General features: G+C 47.4%; 12 protein-coding genes. 6 read left to right on the top strand and 6 right to left on the bottom strand.

What is annotated here, in order from left to right; all coding sequences use genetic code 11:
- Nucleotides 1–52: 52 nt before the first annotated feature.
- From alaS to hisF, 3 genes are all read right to left on the bottom strand, one after another.
- Nucleotides 53–2,674: an alanine--tRNA ligase gene (gene alaS / locus E7747_RS14390; RefSeq protein WP_136416702.1), complete on the bottom strand. Its 2,622-nt coding sequence runs from the start codon at nucleotides 2,672–2,674 to the stop codon at nucleotides 53–55.
- 178 nt (nucleotides 2,675–2,852) lie between these two features.
- The gene (gene hisIE, locus E7747_RS14385) at nucleotides 2,853–3,452 is read right to left on the bottom strand and encodes a bifunctional phosphoribosyl-AMP cyclohydrolase/phosphoribosyl-ATP diphosphatase HisIE (RefSeq protein WP_136416700.1); all 600 of its coding nucleotides are present in this window, start codon (nucleotides 3,450–3,452) and stop codon (nucleotides 2,853–2,855) included.
- 21 nt (nucleotides 3,453–3,473) lie between these two features.
- Complete coding sequence (gene hisF / locus E7747_RS14380) at nucleotides 3,474–4,238, bottom strand: imidazole glycerol phosphate synthase subunit HisF (protein WP_123615220.1); 765 nt, start codon at nucleotides 4,236–4,238, stop codon at nucleotides 3,474–3,476.
- Nucleotides 4,239–4,549: 311 nt separating this feature from the next.
- Between hisF and E7747_RS14375 the strand changes: the two genes are divergently transcribed.
- The 4 genes from E7747_RS14375 (at nucleotide 4,550) to E7747_RS14360 (ending at nucleotide 8,288) form a co-directional block, all read left to right on the top strand.
- On the top strand, nucleotides 4,550–4,741 hold the full coding sequence (locus E7747_RS14375) for an entericidin (RefSeq protein ID WP_136416699.1): 192 nt from the start codon (nucleotides 4,550–4,552) through the stop codon (nucleotides 4,739–4,741).
- Between the two features lie 274 nt (nucleotides 4,742–5,015).
- The gene (gene dusB / locus E7747_RS14370) at nucleotides 5,016–6,011 is read left to right on the top strand and encodes a tRNA dihydrouridine synthase DusB (RefSeq protein WP_136416697.1); all 996 of its coding nucleotides are present in this window, start codon (nucleotides 5,016–5,018) and stop codon (nucleotides 6,009–6,011) included.
- A gap of 60 nt (nucleotides 6,012–6,071) precedes the next feature.
- Nucleotides 6,072–6,770 carry a GIN domain-containing protein gene (locus tag E7747_RS14365; RefSeq protein ID WP_123615217.1) on the top strand — a complete coding sequence of 233 codons (699 nt, stop codon included), beginning with the start codon at nucleotides 6,072–6,074 and terminating at the stop codon, nucleotides 6,768–6,770.
- 27 nt (nucleotides 6,771–6,797) lie between these two features.
- Entirely contained in the window at nucleotides 6,798–8,288 is a 1,491-nt protein-coding gene (locus tag E7747_RS14360) for a lipopolysaccharide biosynthesis protein (RefSeq protein WP_136416695.1), read from the top strand.
- A gap of 93 nt (nucleotides 8,289–8,381) precedes the next feature.
- On the opposite strand, the gene E7747_RS14355 is transcribed toward E7747_RS14360, so the two are convergent.
- The 3 genes from E7747_RS14355 to E7747_RS14345 all read right to left on the bottom strand — a co-directional run bounded on the left by E7747_RS14355 (nucleotide 8,382) and on the right by E7747_RS14345 (nucleotide 12,390).
- A complete protein-coding gene (locus tag E7747_RS14355; RefSeq protein ID WP_168185362.1) occupies nucleotides 8,382–9,062 on the bottom strand; it encodes a GIN domain-containing protein in 681 nt (226 codons plus the stop codon).
- Nucleotides 9,063–9,264: 202 nt separating this feature from the next.
- The gene (locus tag E7747_RS14350; RefSeq protein WP_136416691.1) at nucleotides 9,265–10,440 is read right to left on the bottom strand and encodes a dicarboxylate/amino acid:cation symporter; all 1,176 of its coding nucleotides are present in this window, start codon (nucleotides 10,438–10,440) and stop codon (nucleotides 9,265–9,267) included.
- 21 nt (nucleotides 10,441–10,461) lie between these two features.
- Nucleotides 10,462–12,390 (bottom strand): NAD(+) synthase, encoded by a 1,929-nt coding sequence (locus tag E7747_RS14345; RefSeq protein ID WP_136416689.1) that lies wholly within the window; start codon nucleotides 12,388–12,390, stop codon nucleotides 10,462–10,464.
- 217 nt (nucleotides 12,391–12,607) lie between these two features.
- On the opposite strand from E7747_RS14345, the gene cls reads away from it, so the two are divergent.
- Together cls and lon are read left to right on the top strand one after the other, a co-directional pair.
- Nucleotides 12,608–14,074, top strand: a complete 1,467-nt coding sequence (cls, locus tag E7747_RS14340; RefSeq protein ID WP_123615212.1) for a cardiolipin synthase — start codon at nucleotides 12,608–12,610, stop codon at nucleotides 14,072–14,074.
- A 728-nt stretch (nucleotides 14,075–14,802) separates the two neighbouring features.
- Nucleotides 14,803–17,223, top strand: coding sequence for an endopeptidase La (gene lon, locus E7747_RS14335; RefSeq protein ID WP_123615211.1), 2,421 nt, complete (start codon nucleotides 14,803–14,805; stop codon nucleotides 17,221–17,223).
- Nucleotide 17,224: the final 1 nt, after the last annotated feature.

Below are 17,224 nucleotides of genomic sequence, written 5' to 3'. Positions count from 1 at the left end.
TCCGGAATCAGTGTTGTAACTTACGTAGAACGCTTGTTGGTAAGTCCGTCTTTTATTTTCTAAAAGCGTTGTTCAGTGATTGGAATGCGGTTGCAATGCCGTCTTTGTCCTTGCCGCCTGCCTGTGCGAATCCGGGCTGACCGCCACCTCCGCCTTTAATGGCTTTGGCTGCTTCGCGGACAATTGCAGATGCGTTGTGGCCTTCTTTCACGAGATCGTCGGTAAGGGCGACGGTGAGCAGTGGCTTGCCCGCCATATCGACAGTAGCGGCAACGAATGCGGTCATTTCTGGTGACATCTGACGTATGCCGAATGCCACGCCTTTGACAACTTCGGGAACGCGTATGCCGGTGAGGGATGCAAGTTTTATTCCATTTACAGTCTCGGCCTTTTCGAGAGTTTCGCGAGCTATGTTGCGGATTCTCTCCTGCATGTATTCTTCAGCCTGTTTGCGGAGCTCTGTGTTCTCTTCTATTGATTTGCGAAGGGCCTGAAGTATGTCGGGTGCGTTATGAAGGAGTTCTCCGATACTGCGCATGTCGTCCGAAAGCTGGTCTACGAGGTTTTCTGCAACCTCGGCTGTCACAGCCTCGATACGGCGTATTCCGGCAGCAATGCTCGATTCAGAGATAATACGTATTGTTCCGATGTTGCCGGTATTGGGCACGTGTGTGCCACCGCATAGCTCGACTGAATCACCATAGCGTACAACGCGGACATCTTCGCCGTATTTCTCGCCGAAGAGTGCCATTGCGCCCATGTCGAGAGCTTCGGCGATTGGCATGTGGCGATGTTCGTCAAGTGCGATTGCCTTGCGCACATTTGCGTTGGCGATATGCTCGGCTTTGCGGAGTTCTTCGGGTGTCACTTTCTGGAAGTGGGAGAAGTCGAAGCGGAGCATTCCGGGTGAAACGTATGAGCCTTTTTGCTCCACATGAGTTCCAAGAACCTCTCGCAGAGCAGCGTGAAGCAGGTGTGTGGCTGTGTGGTTGCACTCGGTAGCGCGACGGTTGGCTTCATTGATTTGTGCGATAAATTCGGCTTCCACGTTTGACGGAAGTTTTTTGCTCAGATGCACGGCCTGGCCGTTCTCGCGCTTTGTGTCGTAGATTTCGATTTTCTCATCGCCGTCTATAAGCCATCCGCTGTCTCCGACCTGACCACCCATTTCTGCATAGAACGGTGTGGTCGAAAGTACAATCTGATAGAATTCCTTGTTCTTTTGTGAAACCTTGCGGTAGCGGAGTATACGTGTCGGACAGGATGTCGAATCATAGCCTACAAATTCAGTCTCGCCTTCGCTCACGTTTACCCAGTCGGTGGTTTCTACAGCTGCCGCGTTACGTGCGCGGGTCTTCTGGGCGTCCATTTCTGTGTCAAACCCTTTTTTGTCGAGGGTCATGCCGTTTTCCTTGAGGATAAGCTCCGTGAGGTCAAGGGGGAATCCGTAGGTGTCGTAAAGGACGAAGGCTTCTTTACCTGAAATTTCGTTCTTGCCTTCTTTCTTGGCATTCTTGATTGCTTCATCGAGGATAGCGATGCCTTTGTCAAGAGTACGGAGGAAGGAGTCTTCTTCTTCCTTTATAACCTTCATGATCAGTTCTCGCTGGGCTGCTATTTCAGGATATGCCTCGCCCATTGAGTCGATGAGGGTATTAACAAGTTTGTACATGAATGCCTGTTTCTGATCGAGGAAGGTGTAGGCATAGCGCACGGCACGGCGAAGGATTCGGCGGATCACGTAGCCGGCTTTGGCGTTGCCGGGAAGCTGGCTGTCGGCGATTGAGAACGATATGGTGCGGACATGGTCGGCAATCACTCGCATTGCAACGTCGACTTTGGCATCCTTGCCGTATTCTTTACCTGAAAGTTCGGCTATGCGGCCGATGAGCGGTGTGAACACGTCGGTGTCGTAGTTCGATTTTTTACCTTGAAGCGCCATGCAGAGACGTTCGAATCCCATTCCGGTGTCAATCACCTTTGCCGGCAGCGGTTCAAGTGAGCCGTCAGCCTTGCGGTTGAACTGCATGAATACGAGATTCCAGATTTCAATTACAAGGGGATTGTCCTTGTTGACGAGACTTGCACCGTCGATTTTCTCACGCTCTTCGTCGCTGCGGAGGTCGATATGGATTTCCGAGCAAGGACCGCAAGGGCCGGTATCGCCCATTTCCCAGAAGTTGTCGTGTTTGTTGCCGTTTATTATATGTGATGCGGGGAGATGTTTTTCCCAATATGAGGCGGCTTCGTCGTCACGTGTGAGACCTTCGTCGGGAGCACCTTCAAATACCGTTGCATAAAGGCGTTCCGGGTCAAGGCCGAGAACATCCACGAGGTATTCCCAAGCCCAGTCGATGGCTTCTTTTTTGAAGTAGTCGCCAAATGACCAGTTGCCGAGCATTTCGAACATGGTATGGTGGTAGGTGTCCATACCGACTTCCTCAAGGTCGTTGTGCTTGCCTGATACTCGCAGACATTTCTGTGAGTCGGCTACACGCTGATATTTGGCGGCCTTGTTGCCTAAGATGATGTCTTTGAATTGATTCATGCCCGCATTGGTAAACATAAGTGTTGGGTCGTCCTTGATTACCATTGGAGCTGAGGGGACGATATGATGTCCCTTGGAGCGGAAAAACTCTTTGAAAGATTCGCGTATTTCCTTGGCTGTCAGCATAATTTATATTGTACTTTTAATTGTTGACTTGATTGGTGGCCGATAATCGACTTGATGATTGGTCAAATAATTTGCAAATATAGTGATTTTTTGCCAACAACAGCCCCGAATTCCGTTGTAAATTGTCGGACTCCGGGGCTGTTGCATTGGCACAATTCATTTTGGTTTTGCCAATTTCTTAGCTGTGGCGCTTCAGCAGTTCACGTTCGAGTTCAGGAAGGGAGATTCCCATTTGCTCGATAAGCACAAGCAGATGGTAGATAAGGTCGCAGGCTTCATATGTAAATCGGTCGCGGTTGCCGTCAACGGCTTCTACAACAGACTCCACAGCCTCTTCTCCAACTTTTTGGGCAATCTTTTTCACGCCTTTTATGAAAAGACGGGTCGTGTAGCTGTCTTCCGGCATTTCGGCATGGCGTTGCTGTATTAATGCCGACAAAGATCTGATGAAACCATCCTCTGCAGGGGTGTCGAAGCATGAGACAGTCCCCCTGTGGCATGTAGGCCCGTGAGGAATGGCTTTTATTAATAAGGTGTCATTGTCGCAGTCGGAATACATGTCGACAACATTGAGAAAGTGTCCGCTGGTTTCACCTTTGGTCCACAGACATGAGCGAGTGCGGCTGTAGAATGTCACGTGGCCGGTGGAGCAGGTGAGGTCAAATGCCTCACGGTTCATGTAGCCCAGCATCAGTACGCGCAGTGTCACGGAATCTTGTACGATGACCGGTAAGAGTCCGTCAGCGCATTTATCGAGATTAAAATCGTCGAATGTCATATAGTTGAGTTTTTTATTGTTTTATATATGAAGTCTGACAGGAATGCCGCGTGATTGAAGTCCTTTCTTCAGGTCACATATTGATATTTCGCCGTAATGGAAAATTGAGGCGGCAAGAGCAGCATCTGCTTTACCTGTTGTAAGGACATCGGCTATGTCGCCGACAGAACCGGCGCCGCCTGATGCGATAATCGGAATGTTGATTTCTTCGGCAAGGCGCGCGAATGTTTCGCATGGATAACCAGAACGAGTCCCGTCATGGTTCATTGATGTAAACATGATTTCACCGGCGCCCATTTGCTCTGATTCCCGTGCCCAACTGAAAAGTTCACGTTCGCTGAGTCTGCTTCCTCCGTGGGTTGTGACATGCCATATGCCATCGTCGGTTAGCCGTGCGTCTATCGCTACGACTACGAACTGGCTGCCATAGCGAGTCGCGATTTCAGATATCAGTTTGGGGTTATGTACCGCTGCTGAGTTGACAGTTATTTTGTCTGCCCCTGCATCGAGGAGCCGGGACGCGTCTTCGAGTGTCGAAATTCCTCCTCCTACAGTGAACGGGATGTTGAGCCTGTCGGCTATTCGGCCGACGAGCTGTGCAAACGTGTTACGGCCTTCAAGGGACGCGCTGATGTCGAGGAAAACAAGTTCGTCTGCTCCTTCTTGTGCATAGCGAGCTCCGAGTTCGACCGGGTCACCCACATCGGTCAACCCGACAAAATTCACTCCTTTAACAGTGCGGCCGTTTTTGACGTCAAGACATGGAATTATGCGTTTGGCAAGCATAGTTTGGTAATACTAAAGTATGTGTAGTTTATATTAATTGTATGTATTGACAGTGGTGTTGTCTGGATAGATGTGACAAATTTAACACTTTTCCATGAATAATTTAATATGGATGCAGGCTAACTATCAGTCATGGACGCATAAATGTTAAATTTCGGGCTGTTGGATGACAAAATTTTGAACTTTTTTGCTAAAAATTGCGACTTGGCGGAAAAAACTCTAAAAAAAGTTTGCCAAGTCGATAAATTGTCTTACCTTTGCGCTGTTTTTGAAGCTTAAAATTGTTTTATAATTTAATCAAAAAGAAAAAAATGAAAAAGTTAGTTTTATTACTTGCTGTTGTATTCAGCGCATCACTTTTCTCTTGCGGTTCTTCTGACAAGGCTGCCGCTGACACTGCTGCTGTTGTAGAAGAAGTTGCTGTAGAAGAAGTAGTTGTTGCTGATTCAGTTCCCGCTGACAGCGTAGCTGCTCCCGCTGACTCTGCTGCTGTTGCTGAATAATTTCGGCTCTGCATAGTCTCAATTTCTTAGACAAGAAAAAATTAAGCTGATTGCTCTGATTGAGAGTGACCAGCTTCTTTTTTTATGCGATTTTCCGTAGATATTGGCGGTTTTGACCAATAAATGGTTTTTGAATATTATCTGGTGGGGATAATAGAGAAAAATTTGCTAAATTTGTTCCTGTAAATAGATATGTCGGTTATTGATGTAGATATTCATTGTAGTGTCTTCTCGACGATATGACCAATTTTTTCTTATAGCTCGTTAATAGCCAATGAAGATAGCAGATATAGATTTAGGGGAGCGGCCTGTAATGCTCGCTCCGATGGAGGATGTGACCGATCGCTCATTTCGGTTGATTTGCAAAGAGCAGGGGGCTTCGATGGTCTACACGGAGTTTGTCAGTGCCGATGCGCTTGTGCGAGACATTCCCTCAACCACCCGTAAGCTTGCCATTGATCCAAATGAACGACCTACGGCCATACAGATTTATGGGCGTGAGGTCGGTCCGATGGTTGAGGCTGCAAAGATTGTCGAAGCAGCCTCGCCGGATATTATAGATATAAATTTCGGTTGCCCGGTGAAAAAGGTGGCCGGAAAGGGGGCTGGCGCCGGCATGCTGCGTGATATACCCAAGATGCTTGAGATAACACGTGCGGTGGTTGATGCGGTCAGTCTTCCGGTGACAGTCAAGACCAGACTTGGCTGGGATCATGAATCCAAGATTATAGTGACACTTGCCGAGCAGTTGCAGGACTGTGGAATTAAAGCGCTCACCGTTCATGGCCGTACGCGGTCTCAGATGTATAACGGTTCTGCCGACTGGGAAATGATTGCGCGTGTCAAGGAGAATCCGCGTCTCTTCATTCCTGTTATCGGGAACGGAGATATAACCACCCCGGAGCTTGCCTGTGACGCCTTTACCCGCTATGGAGTTGATGGTGTAATGGTCGGACGTGCGTCGATCGGTGCGCCTTGGATATTCAGTGATATCAGGCGGTATATCGACGGGACTTCTGACGCACCTCTTGGTGTTAAAGAAAAATTTGAGTTTCTTCGCCGTCAGATTCATGAAAGTGTCGACAGGATTGATGAGTATCGTGGCATTCTTCACATTCGTCGTCATCTGGCTGCTTCCCCGTTATTTAAAGGTATATTTAATTTCCGTCCTATGCGTATTGCGATGCTTCGGGCTTCAAATCTTGAAGACTTGCTCGCGATTCTCGCACGCGTTGAGGAGATTGTTGTTAAAAATCAGCCGGAGGCTTGAACCGGTGCCGTAATCTAAAGCTGAATAATTGATAAAATCAATCAAAACCGAAATTATAAAATGAAAGCGTTTGTTTCCTTTTTAATTCTGCTCGGATTCGTGGGCAGTTTGTACAGTGCAAATCTTGTGAAGTATGAGCTGAATGTCAATGAATTTCATGAACTGAAAGTTGTTGATGGGATTAATGTTGTCTACTCGTGTAATCCTGATTCTGCCGGCAAGGCTGTTTTCACTTGTCAGGCATCACAGGCTTCTGCGTTCATCTTCAACAATAAAAAGGGAAAGCTCTCAATGCAGGTGTCGACTGAGAACGTCGGAGCAAGCAATCTGCCCACAGTCCATGTCTATTCTACATATCTTACAAAGGTTGAGAATTCCGGCGATTCATTGGTGAAGGTGGTGAACATCGCACAAGGCCCGAAATTTTCAGCAAAACTGATTGGCAATGGCCGACTTGTTGTAAACGATGTCGCTGTGACCGAAATGAACGCCGCCATATCAACCGGCAACGGCACATTGGTGGTGAATGGCAAATGTGAGCATGTGAATTTCAATTTTATGGGTACAGGAGTCATTCAGGCTGACGGACTTGAAGCACAGACCGCCTCTGTCAAAGCCGGTGGTACAGGCTCGATTGGCCTGTGGGCTATAAAGTCGCTCTCTGTTATGGGTGCGGGTAGTACGAAGGTATATTATAAGGGTAATCCTGAAATAAAGAACCGTTCGGTCGGAATAAAGACATTTCCCATCGGTCAATAGCAACAAGATTTGAAATTCTGATTACAGATGGCTGAAAACCAAACTGAAGAAGAGAATCTGAAGGTTGCTGTCGCACACACTATAAAGTGGAATGTGATTGACCGTGTATCGTCGCAAGTGCTTTATGCCATAACAGGCATAGTGCTTGCGAGGATGCTTTCGCAGGAGGATTTCGGCCTTGTGACAGCAATTCTTGTATTTCAGGCTTTTGCCTCTTTGTTTATTGACAGTGGATTTTCGTCAGCTCTGATTCAGCGCAAGGAGCCTACGCGCCTCGACTATTCGACTGTTTTGTGGTTTAACCTCGGCATGGCCGTAGTGCTTTATATTATTTTGTTTTTTGCTTCACCTTTGATTGCGCAATTGTTTGGCGGGGACGAAAGGCTGATACCATTGGCGAGGGTGATGTTTCTTTCGTTCATTTTGAATGCCAGTGCGATTGTCCAGACCAACATCCTCATGAAGAGAATGGAGGTCAGGATGGTGGCTGTCAGCAATTCGATCGGACTGATTGCCGGTTCTGTTGTCGGTATCGGACTTGCTGTTACCGGCTGGGGTGCGTGGGCTATGGTGTGGCAGACAATTGCTATCGGAGCGGTTAAATCAGTGATACTATGGTTGACAGGAGGCTGGAGGCCATTGTGGGCCTTTTCGTCAGAATCTCTCAGAAGCTGTTTTGCGGTCGGTAGCGGTGTCATGTTTTCATCGTTTCTCAACACGGCGTTCCAGAATATTTCGGGATTTATCATAGGTCTGAAAGCCGGACTCGTGCCGTTAGGCTACTATGGTCAGGCTGACAAGTGGAGTAAGATGGGTGTCATGTCACTTTCGCAAGTCCTGACAGCATCCTTTCTCCCATTGCTTTCAAAGGTGCAGGATGATCCGGAGCGTTATGTCCGTATGTGTGTCAAGACTCATCGTTTCACTGCCTATCTGCTCTTCCCGGCGATGGGGCTGCTTATATTGATGGCTCGTCCTGTTTTCCACACTTTGTTCGGCACAAAATGGGATCCGTCGATAATTCTTTTTCAGATTCTTCTAGGACAGGGTGTTTTTACGGTGCTGATGTTGCTTTACCGTAATTATATATTGGGGCTTGGTAAAGCTAAACTTCTTGTCGTGACTGAAATTGTTCGTGACGTGGCAGCGATCGTCGCTATAGCATTAGTCTTCCCTTATATTGGTCTGGAATCGCCGGACTCACCGGTTGAAGGCTTGAAGTACCTGCTTTGTGGCCAGTTTGTGGCTTCGGCCCTTACATGGGGTGTGACGCTTTATTATGTCATCAGGCTTACAAATCGTGGCCTCCGAGAATATGTCTTTGATATTATGCCTTATTTCTTTCAGACAGTGCTTATTTCGATACTGTGTGTTTTTATCGGAAATCTCGATTTGCAACCATTGATTATATGCCTTTTGCAGTCTGTGACATTTGTGTGTCTGTATTTAGGAGGTAATTTCTTAATGAACTCAAAGATACAGCGTGATGCCATTGACTACCTTAAAGGTAGATTGTAGTCCTGTGAGGATAGTATAGATTAGCGGGACATTCCGGCCGATTGATGTTGCAAATCCGGATGTCCCGCTCTTGTCTTAATTTGTGGGGATATTTTAATCCTGTGAGTTTACGCGGATTGAGCCGCCGATTGACTTGTCTACTTTCGAATTGCGGACTGAAAGACCTGAGGCTTTTATAGAGCCGCCGCTTGAGGCTGAGAACGAACCTTTGGTAGAAATGCCTGCAAGTTTGATAGAGCCGCCTGATGATGCGTCGCATTCAATAGAGGCGGTGGAAACATTGTTGACGCTTATACCTGCTCCTGACGATACGTCGAGTTCTGCCTTATTGGCTTTTAATTTCTTAATGCTGATTCCGGCGCCCGAAGATGCGTCAAGTTCAATCTTGCTGCAATCTACAGCAGCAAATGAGATTGATGCTCCGGATGACGCGTCAAATTCCATTTTGCGTGAAGCGATTGAAATCGGCACATCGCATCTGACAGATGCGCCCGATGATACATCAATATTATTTACCATAGGGGCGTTTACGGTGACGATAACGCCTTTGATCTGGCTTCCGTTGCGGTTTCCGCGTTGGTCTCGTTTGGGCGATATCTTAAGTGTCTTCCCGCTTATGCGGACATCTACATTCGCGATGCGTTTTGAATCACCTGAAATTTTAACCGTAGGGTTGTTGCGGTTGCCCGGCTGGTAAACAATCTTTACTCCGGCGCTTGCGTCAAGTTCCGAGAACGGCTGGCGTATGTTGACGATTCGTGTTTCAGCTGACAAGGATAAAAGTCCTAATCCCAAGAAAAGGAACAGAAAAGAGATAAGCGATTTTTTCATCATTATAATATGGTTTTGCGTTAATTTAACGTTCTTTTGAGAGCCCTAATTGTTAACGTTTCTATATATAAGACGAAAAAATCGCTGATTAGTTACAATAAAAATTAAATATTTTCATAATATGCTGATTTTAAAGGCATATTGTCTATCTGTTGGCGGTTATGGACTTGTTGGGTGTAAAGATGCGGTCGATTATCGCAGCTATCGCGCCGTCGCCGGTGACATTGCATGCAGTTCCGAAACTGTCCATTGCAATGTAGAGCGCGATCATTAGAGCTACCATCTGTTCGTCGAATCCGAGAATTGATTGCAGCAGACCTATAGATGCCATTATAGCTCCTCCGGGAATGCCGGGCGCTGCGATGATGGTAATACCGAGCATGCCGATGAAATGACAGAAGAGTCCCAAGTCATGTGGCTGGTCGTGCATGATCATAAGCGCGAGGGCGCATGCGACTATTTTTAGAGTGCTGCCGCTCATGTGGATAGTGGCGCATAGCGGAATTACGAATCCTGCGATGTCTTCGCTTACTCCCATTTTGATGGCCTGTCGTAGCGTTACCGGTATTGTTGCAGCCGACGATTGTGTCCCGAGTGCTGTGAAGTATGCCGGAAGCATTGTCCGCAACATTGAAAACGGGTTTTTGCGTGCGAACAGTGATGCGATGCAATATTGCAGCACAAGAATGAATACATGAAGTATAAAGATGATAACTATAATCTTTACGAAACATTTCAGTATCATTTCGACCTGTCCTTCCAAGGTCATGTTCAGGAAAATTCCGAAGATATAGAAGGGGAGGAGCGGAAGAATTGCGGTGTCGATTGTCTTCGAAACGATGTCACGTAGCTCGTCAAAACCTTTGCGAAGTACAGTTCCTTTGACAAATGCCATGCCAAGTCCGAACATAAAGGCAAAGACAAGTGCCGTCATAACGGTCATTAGCGGAGGCATTTCGATATTGAAAAACGGCAATACTTTCGAGGTGTCACCGAGCAGAGCCATTCCCTGTTCTCCTCCGATAAGAGATGGGAAAGACAGAGTGCCTGTGAGATAGGAGAGGATTCCTGCGAAGAATGTCGCGATATAGGCTATTGCGGCCGTGACTACGAGCAGTTTGCCCGCCCGCCCGCCAATATCTGCGATTGCCGGAGCTACGAATCCGACTATTATCATCGGAATCATGAATCCGAGGAACTGGGAAAAGATTGTATTGAAGGTGGCCATTATTCGGGCAAACCACATCGGGGAAATATATCCAATGGCTATGCCGAGGACGATGGCTATTAATATCCGGGGTAACAGACCGAGTTTTTTCATGATGTGTTCTGGTTTAAGATATTATCTCCACAATGCGGACGATGCGTCGGATGGCATTCGCCAGTCGCCGCGGGGCGACAGGCACACTGAACCGACCTTAGGGCCGTCCGGCAGACACGAGCGCTTGAATTGCTGGCTGAAGAAGCGACGGAAGAATGTGGCGAGCCAGTGGCGAATTACTTCATCGGTATACTGCTCTTTAGAGAACGCATGACGTGCAAGAAGATAGATTCGCTCAGGTGTGAATCCGAAACGGAGTGTATAATAAAGGAAGAAGTCGTGGAGTTCGTAGGGGCCGACGAGGTCTTCGGTTCTCTGTTTGATGTTTCCGTGGCTGTCAGCGGGAATCAATTCCGGACTGATGGGAGTATCGATTATGTCAAGGAGGCATCTGCGTACGGTTGAATTCTTCGGAGCTTCATTGGCGAAATATCCGACAAGGTATTTGACGAGAGTTTTGGGTACTCCGGCATTTACACCATACATGGACATGTGGTCACCGTTATATGTCGCCCAGCCTAAGGCAAGTTCTGAAAGGTCGCCTGTGCCGAGGACGATACCACCGGTCTGGTTGGCGATGTCCATCAGCAGGAGTGTGCGCTGGCGGGCCTGTGTGTTTTCGTAGGTCACGTCGTGTACTGACGGATCATGGTCTATATCTTTGAAATGTTGGATCACGGCCGGTGCGATTGAAATCTCACGGGAAGAGACACCGAGACCATCCATCAGTTCCACGGCGTTGGTGTGTGTGCGGTTTGTCGTTCCAAATCCCGGCATTGTCACGCCTATAATACCCTTTCGGTCAAGCTTGAGACGGTCAAACGTCCGTGCGGCGATAAGGAGCGCAAGTGTTGAATCAAGTCCACCTGAAATACCGACGGTAAGTGTCTTGCAATTGATGGCATCAAGACGTCTGGCCAATGCGGCTACCTGAATGTTGATTATTTCTTCACAACGTTCGCGTCTGGCTTCGTCGCTTGCCGGGACAAACGGATGCGGATCAATATATCGTAGCAGAGCGGGTTGGTTGTCTGAGAGGTCGGATGTATCGGAATTCTTGGCGACAGGTTCTGTTTCAATGCCGTTACATTCGGCTTCAGCACAATCTGCAAATGTTGTCATGTGGAGCCTGTCCCGGTCAAGAGCCTCGATGTCAGCATCGGCAATCGAGGTGTTGTCTGCCGGATTCCAGCGCTCGTTGGCTTTTAATATAGTGCCGTTTTCTGCGATAATCGCTTTGCCGTCAAACGTAAGGTCAGTCGACGATTCGCCCCATCCGGCTCCTGCATATACGTATGCGCACAGGCAACGGGCCGACTGCTGTCGTAAAAGTGACTGGAGGTATGCGTATTTGCCTATTAGGTCATCAGATGCTGACAGATTGAGGATTACCTGCGCTCCGGCCATTGCAAGGCGTGATGACGGAGGAATGGGAACCCACAGATCCTCACAGATTTCAATGCCGACCTTTGCACCATGCGAATTGAATATGCGTCCTGTCGACATCTCGAACTGTTCGTCAAGAATGTCTACGGTCTCTGTTTTCCCGAAAGGAAGAGGCCGCCACCATCTGCGTTCATAAAATTCATTGTAGTTTGGTATATAGGTTTTAGCCACGAAGTTTACGCGTCCGTTGCGGATGAATGCCGCACAATTATAGAGTGCGCCTGCATGGCTTACCGGCAGCCCGACGGCAAAATGCAGATTGAGTGTGCGTGAATAATCGCGAAGGTTGAGAAGCGCACGGTTTGCAGCATTGATGAGTGTCGAATTATGGAAAAGATCGGCGCAGGTGTAGGCCGTCAGACACATTTCCGGGAATACGGCGACTTCTACGCCGATTTTATCGAGCTCGGCAAGTTTGGCTTTAATTTGTGAAAGGTTGAAATCGACATCAGCGACACGTACGGTAGGCGCTGTTGCGGCTATGCGGAGAAAACCTGAGTGCATTGTTGCTGGGTTTAGAGATTGATAAAAATGAGAGTACAGACATGCCCTATAAATTTATAATGTTATAGGGCCGATGGGGAGAAGGGAGTACGAAATTATGAATAATTTCTTGATTTTTGTCAAAGTTGTGTTGATAAAGTTGGTGGAATGAGTTAACTTTGCGGACAAGCAAGCCTAAAATGACCTTACAGGTTGCTTTACAGAACCACACAAGATTATGCACTACGTGTTTATAAGTGAATTTATAAGTCTGAGCTGGACCGGCCTTTGGTGGGGGTTGGGGATTGGCTATGTTGTGATGATTCTGTGTGTGATAGTGGTTGTCATAAGCGAGAACCGCAATCCATTGAAAACGTTGGGATGGGTGATGGCTCTGCTGTTATTCCCGGTCGGTGGAGTGATACTCTATTTTGTATTCGGTCGCAGTATACGTAACGTGCGTATGATTTCGCGCCGTAACCGACGGAAACTTCTTAAACACGAGGGCACGCAGCCGTTGCCGAAGCTCGACCGTCAGTTGACCGTTGAAAATCGTCAGCGCATCAGGCTTGCCTACAGTATAGGAGGGGCAAACCTTTATACGGGTAACGACGTAATGATTTTCAACAGTGGCGAGCGTCATTTCAAAGCTCTTTTCGATGACCTCCGAAATGCGCGGGAATACATCAATCTGCAATTCTACATCATAGCGTGTGACAGCATTGGCCGAGAATTGCGTGACATTTTGATCGAACGTGCCCGCGCAGGTGTCAAAGTAAGGGTTATTTATGATTATATCGGCTCCTTTGATGCACGTCGTCGCGACTTTTTTCAGCGCATGAAAGAAAATGGAGTGGAGGTCCACTCGTTTTTCCGTCTGTCGTTTCCTTCGCATGTAAACCGTCTTAACTGGCGTAATCATCGTAAAGTAGTGGTCATTGACGGCAAGGTTGGATATATAGGAGGGATGAACGTTGCTGAAAGATATGTTTCCGGCGGGGCATTGGGCAAATGGCGCGACACGGCTGCGCGTATTACCGGGCCGTGTGTTGCGGCTTTGCAGTATCATTTTGCCGTTGACTGGAAGTTCATGGGCCACGATCTTTTGTGTGATCCGGTCGGATCTGACAAAGCTGTGTGGCATGAAGGAGTGAGAAATGTTACTCTTCAGGTTCTTGCATCCGGGCCTAATGACCGTTGGGGGAATATGACGTTGCTATTCTACAAGGCTATTTCATCGGCTCGTCGTCGCGTGTGGCTTCAGACTCCTTACTTCCTGCCAAGCGAGGGCTTGTTGAAAGCGCTTGAGAGTGCTGCGCTTGCAGGTGTCGATGTCAGGGTGATGATGCCTATGCGGTCTGACTCGCGTGTGCTGACATATTCTTCACATAGTTATATAGAGGAATGTCTGCTGGCCGGAGTGAAAGTCTATCTCTATGATGCCGGAATGCTCCACGCCAAGGTGTTGATTGTTGACGATGATTTTTCGACACTCGGTTCGACCAATTTTGATTTCCGTAGCCTCGAACATAATTTTGAGGAAAATGTGGTCATGTATTCTCCCGAGACAAATAGAATACTTACAAAAAATTTCGAGGAAGATGCCAAAGAGTGTGTCAAGTTGAAGCTTTCGGAATGGAATCGCCGTGACGGCAAAAGAAAATTTCAGGAATCGCTTTGCCGTCTGTTGAGCCCTATATTGTAATTTGATTTTTAGCATGCCGGTTTATGCAGTGAAAAGTCTCGATATGTTTCGCTGAAGGCCGGGAACATTCATGTAGATCCGCGAATCCTAAATTTGTGGCAATAAAAAAACGAAGGGTGGCCTCACGGTCATCCTTCGCTGCTTACACATAGTACTTAACGTCAGTGGATTTATAAATGTCTAATAATGCAAATGTCTCTTGATTTGGGTTGAGAGCTTTGTTAACACCACGGCGCGAATTGTTTTACTTAAAATGTTTTTGAGCATTGCGCTCCGTGATGTTGATGCAAAGTTATATTTTAATTTTTAAAAATCCTAATTGTATAATGTTGCTTTAAAACACATCTTTATAACATAGGAATGGTTTGTGGACGGAAGGCTGAAAATTTGTTAAAAAGCTGCGGGCGTTGCAGACATATTGTAAGCCATTGGAGTTGGTTGGAATCAAAATGTTATTAAGTTAAAATATGTTAAGTAATTACATGCGAAGAATATTCAAGGCAGACAAGTAGTTCGTTTTGATAGCTGATGACATCGCTAATTAAAATAGGGGAGTGGCGATTGGGATTAATTGAGGAAAAATAATTAACTTTGGGGTCGCGTTTTGCCAAACGGCCTGTCGAAGGCCAATTTTTCTCAATCTGTCATATTGACAGATTTGTAGGTTGAATCTATCGACGGGTTTAGGAATCTTGGTCGGCTCCGTTTGGTCAACATGAACACAACAGATGCACAATAACTCAGAGATGAAAGAAGACAGCACAAAAATAGTGTCGGTCGGACAGATTGACATAGGTGTACCGGCAGAGCGTCCGACACCCGATTTCAACGACCTCCCCATAATTGCCATGCGTGACCTCGTGTTGTTCCCGGGTGTCACTTTCCCGATTACTCTTGCACGAGATGCGTCGGTAATGACAGCCGCAGCGGCTGCTGAAAATCATATCCCTGTCGGTATATTCTGTCAGCGGGAGGCTTCGACTGAACATCCGGGGCTGGAAGACCTTTATGAATATGGTGTTGTGGCTGACGTATTGAAGACGTTCGATTTGCCAGACGGCACTCATACAGCAATACTTTCGGCAAGAGAAAAAATCAAGATTACGGGAATGGCTGAAGGCCGCCATATACCCGGCGCACTTGCCGCGCAGGTAAAGTCTGTTCGAGAAAGCTCTTCGCGTCAAAGCGATAAGGAGTTCATTGCACTCGTTGACGACATACGACAGACGACGCTCAACATTCTACATGCCGGCAACGAGAAGATGTCGGATCTTGCATTCAACATCGAGAATATTCCAAGTCCGCAACTCCTTATAAATATCATATCGACACATTCGCCGTTCACTCCTGAAGTGAAAATCGAGCTTTTGCGCAAGAATCGCATGAAAGATCGCGCACAGTTGCTTCTCTCACATCTCGCTCACAGCGAAGAGATGGCTGAGATACGTGCGGATGTCCATCGCAAGGCTCGTCGCAACATTGACGAACAGCAGCGCAACGCATTCCTCCAACACCAGTTTGAAGTGCTCCGCGAAGAGCTATATGGCGATGATGACGATTGCAGGACTCTTGAAGAAAAAGCAAAGAAAATAGACCTCCCGGAGTCTGTAATGCGTACTTTCGGCAAGGAGCTTGAAAAACTGCGCAGACTTAATCCGCAAAGCCCCGACTATTCGGTTCAATATTCCTATCTGCAATTGCTGACGGATCTCCCGTGGGGAAAGTATTCGGAACTTGATACCGATTTTCAGGCGGCCGAAAGGATTCTTGACGAGGACCACTATGGTCTTGAAAAAGTAAAGGAACGCATACTCGAACAGCTTGCGGTTATGATGAATACGCCGGAAGGCCGTTCGCCTATTATATGCCTTGTCGGTGCGCCCGGCGTAGGCAAGACCTCTCTTGGACAGTCGATAGCGAAGTCTCTCGGACGTAAGTATCAGCGTGTGTCGCTCGGTGGTCTGCACGATGAGGCAGAGATCCGTGGACATCGCCGTACGTATATAGGGGCTATGCCCGGACGTATTATTGATGCTATCAAGCGTGCGGGGACATCGAACCCGGTGCTGTTGCTCGATGAAATCGACAAGACCGGCAGTGATTTCAAGGGCGATCCTTCGTCGGCGCTTCTTGAAGTGCTTGACCCTGAACAGAACAGCCATTTCCACGATAATTATGTGGATGTCGACTATGATCTCTCGCATGTCCTTTTCATTGCTACTGCCAATACGCTTTCGACAATTCCACGTCCTCTGCTTGACCGCATGGAGATTATAGACATATCAGGCTATCTTCCGGAGGAGAAGATAGAGATAGCGAGAAAGCATCTCATACCGCGTCTGGCTGTAGAAAATGGGTTCGGAAAGGATGAAATAACCTTCTCGACAGAAGCTCTGACAAAAATAATAGAAAGCTACACAAGTGAGAGCGGTGTCCGTTTGCTCGAAAAGGAGCTTGCGAAAGTCATCCGCAAAATCGTACTTGGGAAGATGCGAGGTGAGGCATATAAACTTCATGTCGAATCGGAAGATTTAAGAAACTATCTCGGTGTTGAAACTTATACACCTGAACGATATGAGCTTTCCGACACTCCCGGAGTAGCTACAGGTCTTGCATGGACTGCTGTTGGGGGCGAGATACTTTTCATCGAGTCGTCGATAACACAGGGAAAGGGAGAGAAGCTTACAATCACCGGAAATCTCGGTGATGTGATGAAGGAATCTGCTGTAATTGCAACGCAGGTTGTCAAGGCCCGTGCGGAGCGTTATGGAATTGACCCTGAAAGTTTCGAGAACCGTCAGCTTCACATTCATGTCCCGGAGGGTGCGATTCCAAAGGATGGCCCGTCAGCCGGTATTACAATGTGTACGTCGATTTTGTCGGCCATCACAGGGCGTCCGGTCAGGCCGCGTCTTGCGATGACCGGTGAAATAACTCTTCGTGGCAAGGTGTTGCCGGTCGGAGGAATAAAAGAAAAAATTCTGGCTGCCAAACGGGCCGGTATCACAGATATAATACTTTGTGCAGACAACCGCAAGAACATTGAAGAGATAAAGCCGGTTTATATATCCGGACTCACTTTCCATTATGTTTCGACTATAGATGAGGTTTTTGCCATTGCATTGGGAAAACAGCCTTCTGATATTTAAT

The organism is Duncaniella dubosii (genome assembly GCF_004803915.1).
GTDB classification, from domain to species: Bacteria; Bacteroidota; Bacteroidia; order Bacteroidales; family Muribaculaceae; genus Duncaniella; species Duncaniella dubosii.
This window is presented reverse-complemented; position numbering and strand designations above follow the sequence as displayed.